The sequence below is a fragment of the Burkholderia sp. BCC1977 genome, assembly GCF_905339595.1.
GTDB lineage: Bacteria > Pseudomonadota > Gammaproteobacteria > Burkholderiales > Burkholderiaceae > Burkholderia.
The window spans coordinates 163,270-182,027 of record NZ_CAJPGQ010000003.1 but is presented as its reverse complement, the minus strand read 5'-3'; the positions used below and the strand labels follow the sequence as shown (position 1 = coordinate 182,027).

General features: G+C 68.2%; 19 protein-coding genes. 10 read left to right on the top strand and 9 right to left on the bottom strand.

Going from position 1 to position 18,758, the window contains the following annotated elements; genetic code table 11:
* Positions 1-63 precede the first annotated feature (63 nt).
* The 3 genes from U5771_RS04550 to U5771_RS04540 all read right to left on the bottom strand — a co-directional run bounded on the left by U5771_RS04550 (position 64) and on the right by U5771_RS04540 (position 4,818).
* The gene (locus U5771_RS04550; protein ID WP_322022864.1) at positions 64-1,383 is read right to left on the bottom strand and encodes an FAD-binding oxidoreductase; all 1,320 of its coding nucleotides are present in this window, start codon (positions 1,381-1,383) and stop codon (positions 64-66) included.
* A 301-nt stretch (positions 1,384-1,684) separates the two neighbouring features.
* Positions 1,685-3,322 carry a S8 family peptidase gene (locus U5771_RS04545; protein ID WP_322022863.1) on the bottom strand — a complete coding sequence of 546 codons (1,638 nt, stop codon included), beginning with the start codon at positions 3,320-3,322 and terminating at the stop codon, positions 1,685-1,687.
* Between the two features lie 881 nt (positions 3,323-4,203).
* Positions 4,204-4,818, bottom strand: a complete 615-nt coding sequence (locus tag U5771_RS04540) for a glycine zipper 2TM domain-containing protein (RefSeq protein ID WP_322022862.1) — start codon at positions 4,816-4,818, stop codon at positions 4,204-4,206.
* Positions 4,819-5,249: 431 nt separating this feature from the next.
* On the opposite strand from U5771_RS04540, the gene U5771_RS04535 reads away from it, so the two are divergent.
* The 3 genes from U5771_RS04535 to U5771_RS04525 all read left to right on the top strand — a co-directional run bounded on the left by U5771_RS04535 (position 5,250) and on the right by U5771_RS04525 (position 8,259).
* Positions 5,250-6,449 (top strand): amidohydrolase family protein, encoded by a 1,200-nt coding sequence (locus U5771_RS04535; RefSeq protein ID WP_322022861.1) that lies wholly within the window; start codon positions 5,250-5,252, stop codon positions 6,447-6,449.
* An 84-nt stretch (positions 6,450-6,533) separates the two neighbouring features.
* Positions 6,534-7,718 carry an amidohydrolase family protein gene (locus U5771_RS04530; protein ID WP_322022860.1) on the top strand — a complete coding sequence of 395 codons (1,185 nt, stop codon included), beginning with the start codon at positions 6,534-6,536 and terminating at the stop codon, positions 7,716-7,718.
* A 61-nt stretch (positions 7,719-7,779) separates the two neighbouring features.
* A complete protein-coding gene (locus tag U5771_RS04525) occupies positions 7,780-8,259 on the top strand; it encodes a nuclear transport factor 2 family protein (protein WP_322022859.1) in 480 nt (159 codons plus the stop codon).
* Positions 8,260-8,320: 61 nt separating this feature from the next.
* Here U5771_RS04525 and U5771_RS04520 read toward each other — a convergent pair whose 3' ends face one another.
* The gene (locus tag U5771_RS04520; RefSeq protein ID WP_322022858.1) at positions 8,321-9,187 is read right to left on the bottom strand and encodes a LysR family transcriptional regulator; all 867 of its coding nucleotides are present in this window, start codon (positions 9,185-9,187) and stop codon (positions 8,321-8,323) included.
* 137 nt (positions 9,188-9,324) lie between these two features.
* Here U5771_RS04520 and U5771_RS04515 point away from each other — a divergent pair, with 137 nt between their 5' ends.
* The 3 genes from U5771_RS04515 (at position 9,325) to U5771_RS04505 (ending at position 11,566) form a co-directional block, all read left to right on the top strand.
* A complete protein-coding gene (locus tag U5771_RS04515; RefSeq protein WP_322022857.1) occupies positions 9,325-9,471 on the top strand; it encodes a hypothetical protein in 147 nt (48 codons plus the stop codon).
* Positions 9,472-9,861: 390 nt separating this feature from the next.
* Positions 9,862-10,665: an ABC transporter substrate-binding protein gene (locus U5771_RS04510; protein WP_322022856.1), complete on the top strand. Its 804-nt coding sequence runs from the start codon at positions 9,862-9,864 to the stop codon at positions 10,663-10,665.
* 52 nt (positions 10,666-10,717) lie between these two features.
* On the top strand, positions 10,718-11,566 hold the full coding sequence (locus U5771_RS04505) for a phytanoyl-CoA dioxygenase family protein (RefSeq protein WP_322022855.1): 849 nt from the start codon (positions 10,718-10,720) through the stop codon (positions 11,564-11,566).
* Between the two features lie 100 nt (positions 11,567-11,666).
* Here U5771_RS04505 and hutC read toward each other — a convergent pair whose 3' ends face one another.
* Both hutC and U5771_RS04495 read right to left on the bottom strand, forming a co-directional pair.
* Entirely contained in the window at positions 11,667-12,404 is a 738-nt protein-coding gene (hutC, locus tag U5771_RS04500) for a histidine utilization repressor (protein ID WP_322022854.1), read from the bottom strand.
* Positions 12,405-12,435: 31 nt separating this feature from the next.
* A complete protein-coding gene (locus U5771_RS04495; protein WP_021158662.1) occupies positions 12,436-12,978 on the bottom strand; it encodes a helix-turn-helix domain-containing protein in 543 nt (180 codons plus the stop codon).
* Between the two features lie 133 nt (positions 12,979-13,111).
* On the opposite strand from U5771_RS04495, the gene U5771_RS04490 reads away from it, so the two are divergent.
* The 3 genes from U5771_RS04490 to U5771_RS04480 are packed head-to-tail and all read left to right on the top strand — an operon-like array spanning position 13,112 to position 15,542.
* Positions 13,112-13,894 carry an aldolase gene (locus U5771_RS04490; protein WP_322022853.1) on the top strand — a complete coding sequence of 261 codons (783 nt, stop codon included), beginning with the start codon at positions 13,112-13,114 and terminating at the stop codon, positions 13,892-13,894.
* A 50-nt stretch (positions 13,895-13,944) separates the two neighbouring features.
* Positions 13,945-14,841, top strand: coding sequence for a dihydrodipicolinate synthase family protein (locus U5771_RS04485; RefSeq protein WP_322022852.1), 897 nt, complete (start codon positions 13,945-13,947; stop codon positions 14,839-14,841).
* Complete coding sequence (locus U5771_RS04480) at positions 14,838-15,542, top strand: MOSC domain-containing protein (RefSeq protein ID WP_322022851.1); 705 nt, start codon at positions 14,838-14,840, stop codon at positions 15,540-15,542. The genes U5771_RS04485 and U5771_RS04480 overlap by 4 nt, the downstream gene beginning before the upstream one ends.
* 37 nt (positions 15,543-15,579) lie before the next feature.
* Here the strand turns inward: U5771_RS04480 and U5771_RS04475 are convergent, their stop codons facing one another.
* Entirely contained in the window at positions 15,580-16,344 is a 765-nt protein-coding gene (locus U5771_RS04475) for an SDR family oxidoreductase (protein WP_322022850.1), read from the bottom strand.
* A gap of 415 nt (positions 16,345-16,759) precedes the next feature.
* Between U5771_RS04475 and U5771_RS04470 the strand changes: the two genes are divergently transcribed.
* On the top strand, positions 16,760-17,470 hold the full coding sequence (locus U5771_RS04470) for a YceH family protein (protein WP_322022849.1): 711 nt from the start codon (positions 16,760-16,762) through the stop codon (positions 17,468-17,470).
* Between the two features lie 85 nt (positions 17,471-17,555).
* On the opposite strand, the gene U5771_RS04465 is transcribed toward U5771_RS04470, so the two are convergent.
* Complete coding sequence (locus U5771_RS04465) at positions 17,556-17,978, bottom strand: hypothetical protein (RefSeq protein ID WP_322022848.1); 423 nt, start codon at positions 17,976-17,978, stop codon at positions 17,556-17,558.
* A 28-nt stretch (positions 17,979-18,006) separates the two neighbouring features.
* On the bottom strand, positions 18,007-18,561 hold the full coding sequence (locus U5771_RS04460; RefSeq protein WP_322022847.1) for a hypothetical protein: 555 nt from the start codon (positions 18,559-18,561) through the stop codon (positions 18,007-18,009).
* Positions 18,562-18,758: the final 197 nt, after the last annotated feature.

Sequence of the window (18,758 nt, the reverse complement as noted above, 5' to 3'; positions counted from 1 at the left end):
CGGCTTCGCACAGGAAGGGATGGGGTCGCACGAGCGTACACCTTCTGCCGGCTGTGCGGCCGGCTAGACGTCTCCGCCCGCGGCGGCCGCTTCGCGGGCGAGACGCATCCGCGCGCCGACGCTGCGCAGCGGGTCGGGCGGCACCCACGACGGGCTCGAATGCCGTTCGATGAACGCGAGGTTGTCGCTCTTCAGCGTGTTGATGCGGTCCGCCATGTAGTAGCCGAGATAGGTGCCCTTGACGACACCGACGCCGTTGCACCCGCCCATCACGTAGACACCGTCGCCGGCATCGGCGAACACGGGTTCGTGATTCAGCGTCATCGCGATCATGCCGCCCCACGTGAATTCGAACGGCATGTCCGTCAGGAACGGGAAGCGGGCTTCGAACGAGCGGCGGTGCTGCTTCCATGCGGTGTCGAGCCCTTCGCGCGTGCTGCGGAGATCGGGCAGGAAGTCGAGCGTGTTGCGAACGAAGATGCGCTTGTCCACCGTGAAGCGCACGGTGCTGCCGGCCGGATGCGCGGACGTGGTGCCCCACGACCTGACGCCGTTGAAGTGCTGCCCGATCTGTTCGTCCGTGAGCCGGGGTGTCAGGCTCGCATAGGTGAACACGGGCGCCAGGCGGCGCGACAGTTTCCCGAACTCTTCCGAGAACGAGTTGGTTGCCTGCACAACAATCGGTGCGGAGAGGCTGCCGCCCAGGAAGCGCAAGCGATGCAGGGCGCCGTATTCGATCGCCGTCACCGGGCTGTTCTCGAACAGCGTGACGTTGTTCGGCAACGCCTTCGTGAGCCCGCGCACGAGTGCGGCCGGGTTGACCAGCACGTTTCCCGGGGTATAGACGGCCGACCGATAGTAGGGCGTCCCGAGCCGATTCTCGAGGTCGCGGCCGGTCAGCATCTCGAATTCGAAGCCTGCCTCGCCGAGCATCGCGGCAAAGCTCGCGAGGCCGGCCTCGTTGTCTTCCTCGTGGGCGGACATGTATTTGCCGGCATCGTCCCAGAACGGGATGTCGAAGCGGTCCTTGAACTGGCGCAGGCGCTCGATGGCGAAGACGTTCAGCTTGTACAGGGCGCGCGCGTAGTCCACGTCGGTCTTGCCCCCGTCGAGGTTGTGGGGCAGATCGATCAGGAAGCCGGCGTTGCGGCCCGACGTGCCTTCACCGACCCGCAGCGCATCGACGACGGCGATGCGCGCCGACGGCTGCAGCTCGGCGAAGCGCAGCGCGAACGACAGGCCGGCAAACCCGGCGCCGATCACCACGACGTCGAACGATTGCGTTCCCTTGACCCGCTGGCCCAGCGGCGCGGTGAACGCCGGGGCGGTTTCCAGCCAGCCCAGTTCGCCGTCGACCTGAGGAAATTTCTCGATCTTGAGCACGGTAGCCTCCGAAATTTGATGGTCGACAAGGTGCATCAGATCCATTCGCCGCACAAACGAAATTAACGCGGCGCCAATTCCATTTTGGAATGGCTCGAGCCGTATGTCCTGAATCACAAGGGTTTGTCAGTCGAATATCGAATGCGTCGCTTCATCCGCAGGATCGGGATTTGCGTGCATGCTTGCGCCCGCGCAGCGGCACCATCCGCTTGCCGGGCAGGTCGTTCGTGAACCTCCCGCATGCGTAGTTCGACGTGTCGACCCTTGTGTGTCGGCCCTTGTCACAGCGGGACCGAGCGGCTTACGAACCGCTGCCGGTTCGCGCGCCGACCGCCGCGTCGATCGCGGCCCGTGCATCGAGTATCCCGCGTCCGGCCGGAATCACACGACACGAACGCGTGGTCCTGGCGATCGCCGGAAAACGGGCAGTCCGCTTCAGAATGTCCGCGATATCGCGCGGCGACAGATTCGGGTTGGCCGCCAGCATGAGTGACACGACCCCGGACACCTGCGGCGCCGCGAGACTCGTGCCGCTCGTCGCCCCGTAAGTGGCGGCGCCCGGCGCGCGCGTGCCGTCGTTGGACAGCGAAAGAATTCCGTCCCCCGGCGCACTCAGCGTCACGCGCGGATGCGTATTGCTGTCGAACGTACGTCGCCCGGTACGGTCGCTCGATCCGACCGAAATCACGCCGCGGCAGTTGGCCGGCATGTCGATCGTATTGCTGCCGTCGTTGCCGGCGGCCGCGACGACGGTCACGCCCTTGGCGTTCAAGTCGTCGACCGCATCCTGAAAGGCACGGCTGCACTGACCGATCGAACCGAGGCTGAGATTCACGACCCGTGCGGGGTGCGGATTCATTGGCGCGCCCGCGACGGGCAGGCCCGCAGACCAGCGCATGCCGTCGACGATGTCGCTCGTGGATCCGCCGCCCTTGCCGAGCACGCGAACGGGCAGGATCCCGCCGTACCAGTTGACGCCGGCGATGCCGATCCCGTTGTTGGCCGTGGCGCCGACGATGCCCGCGACGCGGGTGCCGTGCCAGCTGCTGTCGTGAGCGGGCAGTCCGTAAAACGGCTCTCCGGGGGCTGCTTCGTCGGCCGAGATCCAGTCACCCGGGTCATCGGCGCCAGGCCCGCGCGGCACGCCGTTGGCCGAGCGCGCGTCGCTGACGAAGCTGTAGCCCGGCAGCAGGTTCGCGGCCAGATCGGGATGCGGCGTCATGCCGGTGTCGAGCACCGCCGTGACGATCTCCCGGGTGCCCTGCGTGAGGTCCCACGCGCCGGGCATGCGAATCGACACGTCGCCGTCCTGCAGATGCCACGCGTCGCGGAAATGAGGATCGCGCGGCTCGGCACGGGCATGTACCCGGACGTCGGGCTCGGCGTACTCGACTTCCGGCTCGCGCATCAGTTCGGCGACGAGCGCGTCGGTGGAGGTGTTCGTGCCGGTGACGGTCAGGACCGCACTGCCACCGGACATCAGTCGCTTGACGGCAATCCGCGCCGGCAGGCCGCGCGCGGTGTTCCCGTCGTCGCGTGCATTGATGCGATCGACGACACGCGTCAGCGCGGCCACGTCGACCGGGTGCGAGCCGCGCCCGAAGGCGGCGGCGCTGGCCGACGACGGCGACCGCATCCTGACGACCAGCTGGTTCGTGGACAGGGTCAACGCAGGCCCCTCCGCTGCCACCATCGATGTGTCGTCGGCGTAACACTGTCGATGCCACGTATCGTCGTCGGCGTGTTCGTCCGGCTTGTCGCCGGGGACGGACGGTTCGTGAATGGCGGGATCGTCGGTCGCGCCGATGGCATTGCCGGTGTTTCCGCCGTCGTCACCGCCCCCGCCCCCGCCGCATGCGACCAGCAGCGCCGGAAGCAACGAAACGGCCATGATTTTCATCCTACGGGATCGCATCAGGCAGTTAAATAAGGTATCCATATCATTTCCATCGGGGGCGGCCGAATCGACAGTCAGTCTCATGGCGAACTGCGCCCGAGACATCGGCGTGGTTGGGGGTAGGGCGGGCATCGCAGCAAATCAATCCTGCTTGCTGTCTGACGCGGCCCACAGATGTGTGCGTCGCATGGCCGGACGAGGTCCGATTCCCGGCCGGGCCGAGCAGGGACGAGACCGCGGCCATGCTCGAACCGCAGGCGCCAAGGCCATCGGCCTTGCGAAGATCAGGTGTGATGCGCGACGTGAAACTCGACGGGCAGTATCCGTGACTGCACGCGGTACGGTCGGTCTCGACGGTGGCTGGGCGCGAGGGGCGTCAGTGTTCCGGCAAGCAAGCGGAATTTCTCGATCTCGACGCGACTCGGTGGGAAATCGGGAGTGCGCGTAAGCCGTAGAGCCGAGTATGCGCGAGCAAGCCCGCGAAAGGTATCAGACAAGTCCTAAATTGAGCGGCGCGATTGTCGCGGCCAACGCGCCGCATCGAGCTGGCTATGGCTTCTTCGTCAAGCGTGTGGCCCGTGCGGCAACGAAAGGGCGGGCGTTCGCGCGGTGGGGCGGAGACTGACTGGCCCGTGAATTCGCCCGTTCACCCAAGATTTTGTCTGACGATTTGGCGCCTGGCGTTGCGCGCGCGGATGCGATGCGGCGCGCGTATCGGGCGCGGTGAGCGATGGAGGAACGAGCGGGCGACGGGAGGCCGCGCGGCACCGGCGAACCGGCCGGATCGTGCGCGTGGTGCGACGACGGGGCGCCGTGGGGAGGAAAGCGCGGTGAGACGAGTCGGGCGCGACGTAACCCGCGCGATTCGGGCAATTGGGGCGCTGCGCTTGGCCGGCAGGCAAGCGCAGGCCGGAGACATCAAATCAATACCGCGACAACTGATTGCCGTTGATCTGCACGCGATCGCCCGGGCGCAGGTCGCCCGGCGACTGCACGTCGAACGAACGCGTCGAGCCGTCGCTGACCTGCACGTCGATCCGGTAGCTGCTCGGCGGTTGGGCCGCGCCCATCTGCTGGCCGATCTGGTTGCCGGCGACGGCGCCGCCCAGCGCGCCGATCACGGTGGCCGCATCGCGGCCGTGGCCGCGGCCGAACTGGTTGCCCACCAGGCCGCCGACCAGCGCACCGACGACGGTGCCGGCGACACCCGACGTGCCGATCGAGCCGCTGACCGGCTGGATGTTCGCGACGGTGCCGTATTGCGTGCCGTAGCCGTTGCCGTACTGGCCGCCGTACGGCTGCGGGTTGCCGTATTGGTCGTACTGCGGCGCCTGGCTCGGATACGCCGGCTGCTGCTGCTGCACGTAGCCGGGTTGCGAATACGCGGGCTGCGCGTAGCCGGGTGTCGCGTATTGCTGCTGCGGATAGCCCGGTTGCGCGCCGTAGTAGCCCGGCGCGACACAGGCGGTGAGCGGAAGCGCCGCCACGGCGACGAGCGTGGCGAACAGAACGGTCTTCGTGGAAGGCATGCGCATCATGATGTTTCCTGCATCGGCAACGTGTTCGCCGACGAATTCCGGGACGGGTGGCGAACTCGGCGTGAGTATAAGGAAAGGGCCGATGCGCGTCCGGTGCGGCCGGGTAACAACGTGTAAAGTCTGTTGCCGCGCAAATCGCGGTCGGGCGCGGCGGCGCGGCACCCCCGACGGCGACCGTGCCGAAGCGCCGTTATCGGCAATGCGGACACCCACGCGGTGATCGTGCCCCGCCGCCCCGCCAGGCCCGGCGGGCGGCCCGCCCGCGCATCGCGAAATCGAATGCGCGGCATCGCGACATTTAATTGGTCACTGGCCGCCTCGTCCGATATCGTGGCCCCATTCCCTGCCAACGGTCCCGCTTGGCCGGCCGCGGCGCCTCCTCCTGTCCGCGTCGGCGTCGCGCAGCGACCGCCCCACACCCATTCCGAGTCATGACCGATCGCTTCTTCACCAACGCCGTCGATGCCGGCGGCCAGCCCATCAACCTCGTCGTCCATGACGGCCGCTTCGTCGCGATCGGTGCCGATTGCACCGCCGCGCCCGGCGCGGAAACGATCGACCTCGGCGGGCGGGTCGTGCTGCCCGGCTTCGTCGACGGCCATATCCATCTCGACAAGAGCTTCGTCGGCGACCGCTGGGTGCCGCACGAATCGGTCGGCTCGCTGCGCGAGCGGCTCGCGGTCGAGAAGCGCCAGCTCGCGGCCGCGCCGCCGATCGTCGAGCGCGCGAATGCGCTGATCGCGCAGGCCGCCGCGTTCGGCACGATCGCGATGCGCAGCCACGTCGACGTCGACGCGACGACGGGCCTGTCGAACCTGCAGGCCGTGATGGCCGCGCGCGAACAATGGCGCGGGATCGTCGACATCGAACTGGTCGCGTTCCCGCAGGCCGGCGTGGTGACGTGCCCGGGCACCGCCGCGATCCTCGACGCGGCCGTGCGCGAAGGCGCGGACGTGGTCGGCGGGATCGACCCGACGACGCTCGACGGCGACGCGGACGGCCAGCTCGACATCGTGTTCGGCATCGCCGAGAAGCGCGGCGCGAAGATCGACATCCACCTGCACGAACCGGGCGAGACCGGCATCGCGCAACTGCTGCGGATCGCGGCGCGCACGCGCGCGGCGGGCCTCGGCGGCCGCGTGAACGTGAGCCATGCGTATGCGCTCGGCCAGGTCGATCAGGGCGACGTCGAGCGTGCGGCCGCCGCACTCGCGGACGCCGGCGTGTCGATCCTGACCAACGCGCCGGGCGACTGCGCGTTCCCGCCGGTGCGGCCGCTGCGCGATGCGGGCGTGCACGTGTTCGCCGGCAACGACAACATTCGCGATGCGTGGTGGCCGTACGGCAACGGCGACATGCTGCAGCGCGCGATGATGGTCGGCTATCGCTCGGGCTTCTATACCGACGAAGCGCTCGGCATCGCGCTCGACATGGCGACGCACGCCGGCGCGCGCGCGCTCGGCAAGGCCAACTACGGCATCGCGGCCGGCTGCGACGCGAGCTTCGTCGCGGTGCGCGCGCCGAATGCGGCGGCGGCCGTCGCCGGCGTGCCGGCCGAACGCTGGGTGTTCCGCCGCGGCGAAAGCGATACCGGCGCGCCGTTCGCACCGGCACTGCGTTTCACGCGATAACGACCTGACCGCCGTCGCGGTGCGCGCATCGCGACGGCCTTGCACTGACCGACTGACCGACTGACCGACCATACCGGAACCGACATGACGAACCTGCTGATCCGCAACGTCCGCACGCACGCCGACCAGGCGCTCGACATCCTGATCGAAGGCGAGCGCATCGCGCGCGTCGGCCCGTCGCTCGACGCGCCCGCCGGCTGCGCGATCGAGGACGGCGCGGGCGCGCTCGCGCTGCCCGGCCTCGTCGAAGGCCACACGCATCTCGACAAGACCCACTGGGGGATGCCGTGGTATCGCAACGCGGTGGGGCCGCGCCTCGTCGACCGCATCGAGAACGAGCGCCACTACCGCGCGACGAGCGGCCACGATGCGGGCGCCGCGTCGCTCGCGCTGTCGCGCGCATTCCTCGCGGCCGGCACGACGCGCATCCGCACGCACGTCGACGTCGACACCGAGGCCGGGTTGCGGCATCTGCACGGCGTGCTCGCGACGCGCGAGACGCTGCGCGGCCAGGTCGACATCCAGATCGTCGCGTTTCCGCAATCGGGCGTGCTCAAGCGGCCCGGCACCGCCGCGCTGCTGTCCGACGCGCTGGGCGCGGGCGCCGACCTGCTCGGCGGGCTCGACCCGTGCGCGATCGAAGGCGATCCGGTCGAGGCGGTGGATGTGCTGTTCGGGATCGCAGAGCGTCATGGCCGCGGGCTCGACCTGCATCTGCACGAGCGCGGATCGATGGGCGCGTACTCGCTCGATCTCGTCTTGCAGCGCACGGCCGCGCTCGGCATGCACGGCAAGGTCACGATCAGCCACGGCTTCTGCCTCGGCGACATCGCCGAGCGCGAGCGCGACGCGCTGCTCGCGCGGATGGCCGAACTCGGCGTCGCGATCGTCACGACCGCGCCGGCAGCCGTGCCGGTGCCGCCGGTTGCCGCGTGCCGCGCGGCCGGCGTGACCGTGATCGGCGGCAACGACGGCGTGCGCGATACGTGGACGCCGTACGGTTCGCCCGACATGCTCGAACGCGCGATGCTGATCGGCATGCGCAACGATTTCCGCCGCGACGACGCGCTCGAAGTCGCGCTCGACTGCGTGACGCACGGCGCGGCACGCGGTTGCGGCTTCGCCGACTACGGCCTGGAAGCGGGCAAGCGCGCGGACGTCGTGCTCGTCGATGCGCTGACGTTCGCCGAGGCCGTCGTCGCGCGGCCGACGCGGCGGCTCGTCGTGTCGTCGGGGACGATCGTCGCGCGCGACGGGGTGCTGGTCTGAGCGCCGCATCGCGCCGGGTATGATCGGGCTTTCTTGAAGCCTGATCTCCCGGGAGACGACGATGCGACGCACACGCACGATGGCGGCACGGGCCGCAAGATGGATCGCCGCGGCGACGTTCGCGGTGACGGCCGCGCATGCGTTGGCGGCGGGCCCGGACATCGCGCGGCAGGAAGCGAATCGCCGCACGGTGCTCGCGTTCTACGAGAAAGGCCTGAACGAGAAGGATGCGGATGCCGCGCTCGCGTATGTCGGCGACCAATACGTGCAGCACAACCCGAACGCGGCCGACGGCCGTGACGGCTTCCGCAAGTTCGTCGCGTTCCTGCGCGACAAATATCCGCAGTCGCACAGCGAGATCAAGCGTGCGTTCGTCGACGGCGACTACGTGATCCTGCACGTGCATGCGGTGCGCGAACCCGGCACGCGCGGCAGCGCGATCATGGACATCTTCCGGCTCGAGCACGGCAAGATCGTCGAGCACTGGGACGTGAACCAGCCGGTGCCCGAGCAGGCGGCGAACGGGAACACGATGTTCTGACGGAAGTCGGTTTTCCCGGGTTGCGCCGCCGTCCGGTCGAAGCCGAACCGCATCGCCGCGCTCATTCCTGCTCGTGTTCCAGCATCGCCGCGAGCGCCTTCGTCAGTTCGCTGACCATCGGATCGGCCGTCGGCCGGTGCAGGATCGCGATGTCCATGTTCTCGATCGGCGCGAAGCCGCCGTGCGCCTCGGTCAGCACCACGTGGTCGTCGGTCACCACGCGCGCGGGCAGCACGCTGATGCCGAGCCCGTCCGCGACGGCCGCCTGGATGCCGCTCAGGCTCGACGTCGTGAAGCTGATCCGCCAGCGCCGGCCGCGCTCCTCGATCGCCTTGATCATGTCGTCGCGATAGAGCCCGCGCGGCGGAAACACGACGATCGGCACCGGATCGAGCTCGATCGTCGGATGCTGCGCGCTGTCGATCCAGCGCAGCTTCTCCGGCCAGCGCGCCACCGCCTCGCGGCTGTCGCGCCGCTGCTTGATCAGCACGAGATCGAGTTCGCCGCGATCGTAGGCCGCGCAGATGTCGCGGCTCAACCCGCACATCACTTCGAGCTTCACCTGCGGATGATCGCGCTTGAATGCCGCGAGCGCGTGGGTCGTGCGGCCCGCCGCGAAATCGTCGGGCACGCCGAGCCGGATCGTCAGCGCGACGGTCGCGCCCGACAGCGCCTCCAGCATCTCGTCGTTCAGCGCGATCATGCGCCGCGCGTAGCTGAGCACCGTCACGCCGGCGTCGGTCGGCCGCACGTCGCGCGTGCCGCGGTCGAGCAGGCGATGCCCGGCGATCTCCTCCAGCCGCCGCACCTTCTGGCTGACCGTCGACTGCGTCGAATGCAGGCGCGCGGACGCGGTCGTGAAGCTGCCGCAGTCGGCGACCATCACGAGCGCGCGCAACAGGTCGAGGTCGAACAAAGGTCGATTCATTTCTGCACTTTTATGGATTCGAACATTTCATTTCCAAATGCGTGCGACGATTTTTAACATGGCCCGGGCCCGCGGGCAATCGCGGTTTCGCCGGACCCGGCACGGCTGCGCGGGCGGATATGCAGGGAGGACACCGGATGTTTTTCAAACGGATGGCGATCGTCGGCGCGTTTGCGTTGACGACGCTCACGTCGGCCGTCGCGGCAGCCGACAGCGGCGCGCTCGAGGGGCGGCGCGGCGCGGCCTCGTGGCGGCGGGAGGGCGGTAGCATCGAGGTGGTATAGGTCGGGAAGCCCGTTTCCGCCAACCAACGACGATTGGCGGTCTGATCCGCCGTGATATCCAGACCATCCCGGCTTGTGGATATCCACTCGAACAGACTCTCCGCCGACTGTGTGCATTACCGGGTAAACGCCTGAACGTCAGAAAAAGTATCTTAGGTTGTCGTGTTTTTTGCGTTACTTCGCTCTTTCTGCGCGATCTCTCCGCCCAACTCCTTCCAATCCGCTCCACCCCCGCCTCCCCCGCTTGCGCTCGAAAATTGAGCAGTCTAGACTGCATCGCAGTTTCATCGAAGTCCCAGTCTTTCGCGTATCGCGCCGGGCCTGCCGGCACGACGCTCCCCAACGGACGCCCGGCGCTTTCCCGCCACGTCGAGACCACAAGGACACACCATGAACCGCACTGCAAAGCTCGTCGTTTCCGCGCTGGCGTTCGCGCCGCTCGTCGCATTCGCGCAGGACACGGCGACGATCCGCTGGGGCATCGATCCCACCTATCCGCCGTTCGAGGCGAAGCAGCCCGACGGTTCGCTCGCCGGCTTCGACATCGACCTGCGCAATGCGATTTGCGAACAGCTGCGCGCGAAATGCGTGTGGGTCGAGCAGGGCTTCGACGGGATGATCCCGGCGCTGCGCGCGCGCAAGTTCGACGTGATCATGTCCGCGATGACGGCCACCGACGAGCGGCTCAAGCAGATCGACTTCTCGAACAAGCTGTATGCGTCGCCGGGCGCGCTCGTCGCGCCGGCCGGCTCGAAGCTGCTGCCGACCGCGGCGTCGCTCGCCGGCAAGCGCATCGGGATCGACCAGGGCACGACTCAGGAGGCGTACGCGAAGGCCGAATGGGCGACCAAGGGCGTGACGATCGTGTCGTACCAGAACCAGGACCAGGTGTATCAGGATCTGGTGAACGGCCGTCTCGACGCGACTTTCCAGGACAAGACGCAGGCCGGCTATTCGTTCCTGAAGACGCCGCGCGGCAAGGGCTACGCGTTCGCAGGCCCCGACGTGACCGACGTGCGCATCACCGGCTACGGCGTCGCGATGGGCGTGCGCAAGGGCGACGCCGACATGAAGAAGCGGCTGAACGACGCGATCGTCGCGATCCGCGCGAACGGCACGTACCAGAAGATCGCCGCGAAATACTTCGACTTCGACATCTACGGCGCGAAGCAGCAGTTGACCGCCGCGCCGTGAACCCGTGAACCCCACCCACGACCCCGTGATTCATTCAATCGACAGGCAAGCCATGACGAGTATCCAGGACCGCGTCGCGAAAGCCGTGACGCCCGAACTGATCGCCGCCTTCCGCGACGAAGGCGCGGTATGCATCAAGGGCATCTTCTCGCCCGACGAAGTGGCCGCGCTGCGTGCCGGCATCGACGCGAACCTCGCGCAGCCGAGCGCGCGCGCGAAGGTCGCGAGCCGGCCCGACGATCCGGGCTGGTTCTTCGAGGACTTCTGCAACTGGCAGCACAACGACGCGTATCGCGACTTCATCGTGCGTTCGCCCGCGCCGTCGGTGGCCGCGGCGCTGATGGGCACGCAGACCGTGCGGCTGCATCACGACCACCTGCTCGTGAAGGAGCCCGGCACGCGGCAGCGCACGCCGTGGCACCAGGACCAGCCGTACTACAACATCGAAGGCGACGACAACGTCAGCATGTGGATTCCGGTCGATCCGGTGCCGCTCGAGTCGACGCTGGAATTCGTCGCGGGTTCGCACCAGGGGCCGTGGCTGATGCCGCGCACGTTCATGGACAAGGAGGCGAAGTGGTTCCCGGAAGGCAGCCTCGCCGACCTGCCCGACATCGAAGCCGACCGTTCCGCGTTCCCGATTCGCCACTGGGCGCTCGAGCCGGGCGACATGGTGTGCTTCCGGATGCTGACGCTGCATGCGTCGGGCGGGACGCAGAACCGGCGGCGCGCGTTCTCGATCCGCTTCGTCGGCGACGATATCCGTCACGCGCCGCGCCGCTGGAAGACGTCGCCCGATTTCCCGGGGCTGGCGGACCAACTGCCGGACGGCGCGCCGCTCGAGCATGCGCTGTTTCCGGTCGTGTGGTCGCGCGGCGCAGGGCAGGTCGGTGCGATCTGAGCGGCGGACAGCGACGACATCACGCGACATCACCCGCGCGGTGGCCGTTTCGCGATGAAGCGGCCGCCGCGGGTGGTCGTATTCAGGTGTCGAAGAAGGTTCAGGTCGGGTGCCGCCCGGCGCCCGGCTTGAAGCGCGAGCCGAGCCGGTAGCGGTTGCCCGGATGCAGGAAGTGCACGAACGTGACGGGCAGCCCGTTCGTCCAGGTGCGGCGCGTGAGCGTGAGGCACGGCTCGTCGGCGCGCATGTCGAGCAGCCGCGCCTGTTCGCCGGTCGGCAGCGACGCGTCGACGACGTGCTCGATTTCCAGTTCGTAGTGCGACACGTTGTTGAACAGGTATTCGGACGGCGGCTCGGTCTGGAAATCCTGATCGATGAATTCGGGCGCGGCGGCCGGGTTCACGTAGCGATCCTCGAGCTGGATCGGGCGGCCGTTTTCCTCGTGCACGCACACCACGTGAAAGACCGGCGTGTTGACCGCCAGCCCGAATGCGGCCGCGACCTCGAACGACGCGGGCTCGCGCGACCGGCTGAGCACGCGGCAGCGGTATTCGTGCCCGCGCGCGCGGATCTCGTCGCGGATGTGCGCGATCATCAGCAGGTTCGACTGCGGCTTCACTTCGGCGACGAAGGTGCCGACGCCCGCGATGCGCTTCAGCACGCCTTCCTCGGTCAGCTCGCGCAGCGCGCGGTTGACCGTCATGCGCGCGACGCCGAATTGCGCGGCGAGATCGAGTTCGGACGGAATGCGGTCCCCCGGGCGCCAGTCGCCCGAATCGACGTTCTGGCGAACGAGCGTCTTGATCTGCTGGAACGGTGCGGTGGCCTTTGTGACCATCGGGGGATCCTTGCGCGAAGAAGTGACGAGTCTAGTCGTCGTGACTGACGATGACCAGGATCTCCGCCTGCGCGGCGCCGAGGCTGCGCGTGCGGTGCGGGATGAGTGCGTTGAAATAGACTGAGTCGCCGGTCTTGAGTTGCACCGTCTCGTTCGGAAATTCGATTTCGACGCGCCCCTTGTGCACGAACAGGAATTCCTCGCCTTCGTGCTCGCGGAACGTCGATGCGACGAATTCGTGCGGCGGATGCACGACGAACGGCAGCATCTTTTTCGGCGCGACGCCGGCCGCGATGCTTTCGAAGCGGTGCGCGTGGCTGTCGGCCGCCGCGCCCATCGCCGTGCGCTCGCCGGCGCGCGTGACCGTGATCAGCTCGCGATTGCGGCTTTCCGAGAACAGTTGCTCGACGTCGACATTCAGCGCTTTCGACAGCTTGAGCGCGACCGCGATCGACGGCACGCTCAGGCCACGCTCGACTTTCGACAGGTAGCTCTTGGTGAGGCCGGTCTCGTCGGCCAGCACATCGAGCGTCCAGCCCTTCTGTTTTCTGAGCAGCTTCAGGCGAATCGTCATGGGGCGCCAGATGTCCTTCAAAAAACCGATTGTAACGCATGACACTATGTGTCATATAATGGATCATGTGTCACGAATCCCGGGGAAGCGGCTTCGGGCGACGCGACACATCCGACCCATTCAGGAGGTGAACATGGCGGAAACGCTGAGTTTGACGAAGGAGGCGCTGGTCGCGCTGGCGGAGCGGCGTCTTGAAAACGAGGTGGGCGACAGCGGCTGGTCCGCGCGACAGAAGCTCGCGCTCACGTGCCGGATCCTGTTCGACGCCGGCCACGATTCCGGCCTGGCCGGGCAGATCACGTGTCGCGCGGGCGACGCCGGCACGTACTACACGCAGCGGCTCGGGCTGGGTTTCGACGAGATCTCGGCCGCGAACCTGCTGCGCGTCAACGAGGATCTCGACGTCGTCGACGGCGAAGGCATTCCGAACCCGGCCAACCGGTTCCACACGTGGATCTATCGCGAGCGCCCGGACGTGAACTGCATCATCCATACGCATCCGGCGCATGTCGCCGCGCTGTCGATGCTCGAGCAGCCGCTCGTCGTGTCGCATATGGACACCTGCCCGCTGTACGACGATTGCGCGTTCCTGAAGGACTGGCCCGGCGTGCCGGTCGGCAACGAGGAAGGTGAAATCATCTCGAAGGCGCTCGGCAGCAAGCGCGCGATCCTGCTGTCGCATCACGGCCAGCTCGTGGTCGGCAAGACGATCGAGGAAGCGTGCATGCTCGCGCTGCTGATCGAGCGGGCCGCGAAGCTGCAACTGCTCGCAATGTCGGCCGGCGAGATCAAGCCGGTACCGCCGGCGCTGGCACGGGAGGCGCATGACTGGATTTCGAAACCGAAGCGCGATGCCGTGACGTTCGACTATTACGCGCGCCGCGCATTGCGCACGCATCGCGACTGCGTCGCGTGAACGAGCGCATCGCTTTCACCGCATTCACGCATCATTGAGGAATACACATCGTGTCTATCTTGCTGCAAGGCATCATTGCCTACCCGGTCACACCGTTCTCCGCCGACGGCGGCGTCGACCTGAAAACGCTCGATGCGCTGATCGAGCGCCTGATCGCCGACGGCGTTCATGCGATTGCCCCGCTGGGCAGTACCGGCGAGAGCGCATACCTGTCCGACGCCGAATGGGAGGCGGTGGCCACCGCGTCGATCCGCGCGGTGGGCCGGCGCGTGCCGACCGTCGTCGGCATCTCCGATCTCACCACGGCGGGCGCGGTGCGCCGCGCGCGCTTCGCCGAACAGGCCGGCGCCGATGCGGTGATGGTGCTGCCGGTGTCGTACTGGCCGCTCGGCAACGACGAGATCGTCGCGCACTACCGCGCGATCGGCGACGCGATCGGCATTCCGATCATGCTGTACAACAACCCGGCGACGAGCGGCGTCGACATGTCGCCCGACCTGATCGCGACGATCTGCCGGACCGTCGACAACGTCACGATGGTCAAGGAGAGCACCGGCGACATCGGCCGGCTGCACCGGCTCGCGCAGTTGAGCGACGGGGCGATCCCGTTCTACAACGGCAGCAATCCGATGGCGCTCGCCGCGCTGGCCGCGGGCGCGGCGGGATGGTGCACGGCAGCGCCGAACTTGAACGCCGCGTTGCCGCTCGCGCTGGTCGACGCGATGCGCGCGGGCGACCTGACGCGCGCCAGGTCGGTCTTGCATGCGCAGTTGCCGCTGCTGCAGTTCATCGTCAACGGCGGGCTGCCGGTGACCGTAAAGGCCGGATTGCGCCTGCGCGGCTTCGACGCGGGCGAACCGAGGAAGCCGCTGCTGCCGCTTGGCGATGCGCGCACGCGCGAACTCGAACGCCTGCTCGCGGCGCTGCCGGACGGTGTACCGGCGTGAGCGACGAAGCACGGCCGGCGATCGCGGCCATCGTCGGCGTGGTGCGGGTCGGCACGAGCCGGCCGCTGGCCGGCACGTCGCACGCGAGCGCGATCGACAAGCGGCCGGTCGACGCGCGTCTGTGGCTGGGCGCGCTCGGTTTTGCCGGCGACGAGCAGGCCGATGCGCGGCATCACGGCGGGCCGGACAAGGCGGTCCATCACTATGCGCACGACCACTATGCGTGGTGGGCCGCGCAGATCGGCGCACGCGACGTGCTTGCGCAACCGGGCGCGTTCGGCGAGAACCTGTCGACGCATGGCGTGACCGAGCGCGACGTGTGCCTCGGTGACGTATTCACGCTGGGCGGCGCCGTGCTTCAGGTGACGCAGTCGCGGCAGCCGTGCTGGAAGCTCAACGCGCGCTTCGATCATCCGCGGATGGCCGCGCTCGTGCAGCAAAGCGGGCGGACCGGGTGGTACTACCGCGTGCTGCACGAAGGCTGGGTGGCGCCGGGCGACGCAGTGGCGCTGCATGAGCGCCGCTACCCGCAATGGCCGCTGTCGACGGTGCTCGATGTGCTGTACCGGCGCACGCTCGATATGGCCGCGCTCGATGCGCTGTGTGACGTTCCGGTGCTGCCGCCCGGCTGGCGCAAGATGCTTGAAAAGCGCCGGGCCGAGCGACAGGTCGAAGACTGGACGAAACGGCTCGACGGATGACAGGCCGCGTCTCGGGGCTTACCTCGCGGCCCGTGGTTTACCTGGTCGGCAATTCCCGCACGTCGGCCGTCGACGTGGAGCCGAACGCGTCGCTCAGCGCATAGCCGATCAACTGGCGTGCGGCTGCCTCGGGCGTCGAAAGCGCGCCGCTCGACTTCAACTGGTCGAACTTCTCGCGCATCGGGAAGTTGGCTTCGCTGGTCGAGCGGATCGTCGCCTGCATGCCCGTATCGACGACACCCGGTGCGACGCTGCAGATCCGCAGCGCGCGGTTCGCGTCGAGCGCGACCGCGCGCGCGTGATGATCGAGCGCGGCCTTGGTCGCGCAGTAGACGCTCCAGCCCGCATACGCGTTGCGCGCGGCGCCGCTCGACACGTGCAGGATCCGGCATTCGGTCGGGGCGGCTGCCGCCTGCGCGAGCGCGGCCGACAGCATCAGTGGCGCCGCGACGTTCAGGCCGACCGCGCGCGCGACGAGCGCCGGATCCTGCGCGTCGAGCGGCCCGATCGGGTCGACGACGCCCGCGTTGTTGAAGAGCAGCACGATCGACGCGCCGTCGACGAAGCGGCGCAGCGTGTCGCCGGCGAGCCAGGTCGCGACGGCCGACGTGTCCGACAGGTCGAGTTCGATTTCCGCGAAGCGGTCGCCGGCCTGCGCGGCGAGCGACGGATGACGGCTGCGCGACACGCCGAGCACGGCGATCCCTTCCTGCAGCAGCTGTTCGGCGAGCGATGCGCCGAGGCCGCGCGTGTGTCCGGTGACGATGGCGCGCACGTGCGGCGCTGAAGAGGATGCAGTCATGGCGGTGAACGAGTGAACGAATGAACCGTGTCGAAAGTGGCGCGCATGCGCGGCGGCACGGTGTGCGGGACGGGCGATGCGCGGTGTCGGCGTGGCGTGTGAAGATGGCCCGCGCCGCGCCGCGCCGCGTGTCCGGGTGAACGCGTATCGTAGCGCCGGCCTGCGCGACGCGCAAACCCGGGACAAGGCCGCGCGTGAGGGTGGTGCGTGCGTTCGCGCCGCCGAGCGCATGCTTCGCCCGCGCGCCGCCGCCCGGCCGATCCGCTGGACGAAAGCCGGCTGCGGCAAGTGCGCGCGTCGTGACGCCGCGCGACGCCGGGCCGCGCATCGCGAGCTATCATATGGCTCGCCCGTTCGCGACGCCGGACGGGCGGCGACCGTTTCCCTTCACCTGCTGCACGCCGCGACGCCACTCATGAACACCACGCCGGACCTGCCCACGCCCCGCGCCCTGCGCGAACTCACGCCCCTCGAAGCCCGCATTCTCGGGGTGCTCGTCGAGAAGCAGCACACGGTGCCGGACACCTATCCGCTGTCGCTGAACGCGCTGACCGCGGGCTGCAACCAGAAAACCGCGCGCGCACCGGTGATGAACGTCAGCGACGACGAAGTCACGACCGCGCTCGACGGGCTCAAGCACCTGAGCCTCGTGATGGAGGGGAGCAGCAGCCGCGTGCCGCGTTTCGAACACAACGTGAACCGCGTGCTCGGGATCCCGAGCCAGGCGATCGCGCTGCTGACGATCCTGCTGCTGCGCGGCCCGCAGACGGCCGCCGAACTGCGCCTGAACAGCGCACGCCTGCACGGCTTCGCGGACATCTCGTCGGTCGAGGCGTTTCTCGACGAACTCGCGGCGCGTGCGCAGCCGCTCGTCGTCCGGCTGCCGCGCGCGCCCGGTGCGCGCGAGAACCGCTGGATGCACCTGATGTGCGGCGAGGTGAACGTGGCCGACTACGCCGGCTCGGATACGGGCGGCGGCGCGGATTCCGTTCCGCCGTCCGAGTTCGAGGCGCTGAAGGCCGAGCAGAAGCGGCTGACCGATGAAGTGGCGCGGCTGCATGCACTCGTTCAGCGGATGGCGACCGAACTGGGGATCGACGTCGACGGGCCGGGCGACGCAGGTTGACAGACCGGCCGAGCCGACGCGACACCGGCGCGCATGCGGGCGCGCCGGGTGACGGCCCTGCCTCCCGCCGTGGCCCGCAGCCGCGTTACCAGCGGCACCCCGTCTTCACGGACGCATCGACGTCCTGCGCCCACGCAAAGTCGGTTTTCTTGCCGGTGCGTGCATGGGTGTACGTCATCGAATAGACGATCGCGCCCTGGCTCATCATCTCGTATTCGCCGTTGATCTTGCCGTCGACCATTTCCCACCACGTGGTCGTGAACTGGTACGGGCGGCCTTCCGCGAGTTCTTCGTGTTCCTCGTGCTTGAACAGCAGCGGAATCGCCGTCTTCGATTTCGCATACCGGACGACGCCACCTTGCCACTTGGCCACGTCGTCGTAATACGTGCGCAGCTCGAAGCGAACGGGTTTGTCGCCGGTCGCCCTGAAGCACAGCACTTCCGTGCTGACTTCGGCCGATGCGGGCAAGGCGATGCACAGCAGCAACGCGGCGAATGCCTTTTTCATGGTGGTGTGTCAGTGATGGAGAAGCGATTCAGCCGATGCTGATTCGCGTGGCGCCTGCGTCGACGAGCCGGAACAGCAGATCCTCGACCGCCGCGCCCGGCGCCGAACCGAGATCCGCATTCACGCGCCATCCCTGCTCCGTGCGCGCCGGTTCCGACAGATAGTGAACGATGCCGTGCAGGCCGTCCTCGGCCGGCACGCCTGCGTCGTCGGCGTCGAACCACGCGAAGAACCATGTCTTGAACGCGTCGGTGGCCGCGGCCTCGCCGAGACCGTCGGCTTCGATCGTCGCCCAGTCCCACACGAACGGCCGGATCGACACGGCCGCCGTTTCGAGTTCGAACGCGAACGCCTCGAAATCCAGTTGCGTGGTCGAGTCGACCATCGCCGGCTGGCCGGCCGATTCGCCTTCGGCATGAACGATGTCGGCGCGGCACGGCAGCGCGAGCGGGCCTTCGGTGGCCAGCGTGCCGTCGGCTTTCCGGTAGGCCGGCTCGACGACGGCGGCCGGTTGCGCTGCCGCTTGCGCGAGCAGGTCGGCGTAGGGCTGGCGGATGGCGCTGAGCAGTTCGGATACGGTCATCGTGGCGTGTCGGGTCAAGTAGCGAACGATCAATCTCTGACGGATGGCGCGTCGTGCCGCCTGCGTCGAACGACGGGCCGCATCGGCAGCGGACAGGCATGATCGTACGGTACCTCGGTGACACGCGACCACTCGGCCGAACGGCCGGCGGACCCGGGTCGCGTCGCGGCTGGCGGCCATCGGAACTTGCGTGACTC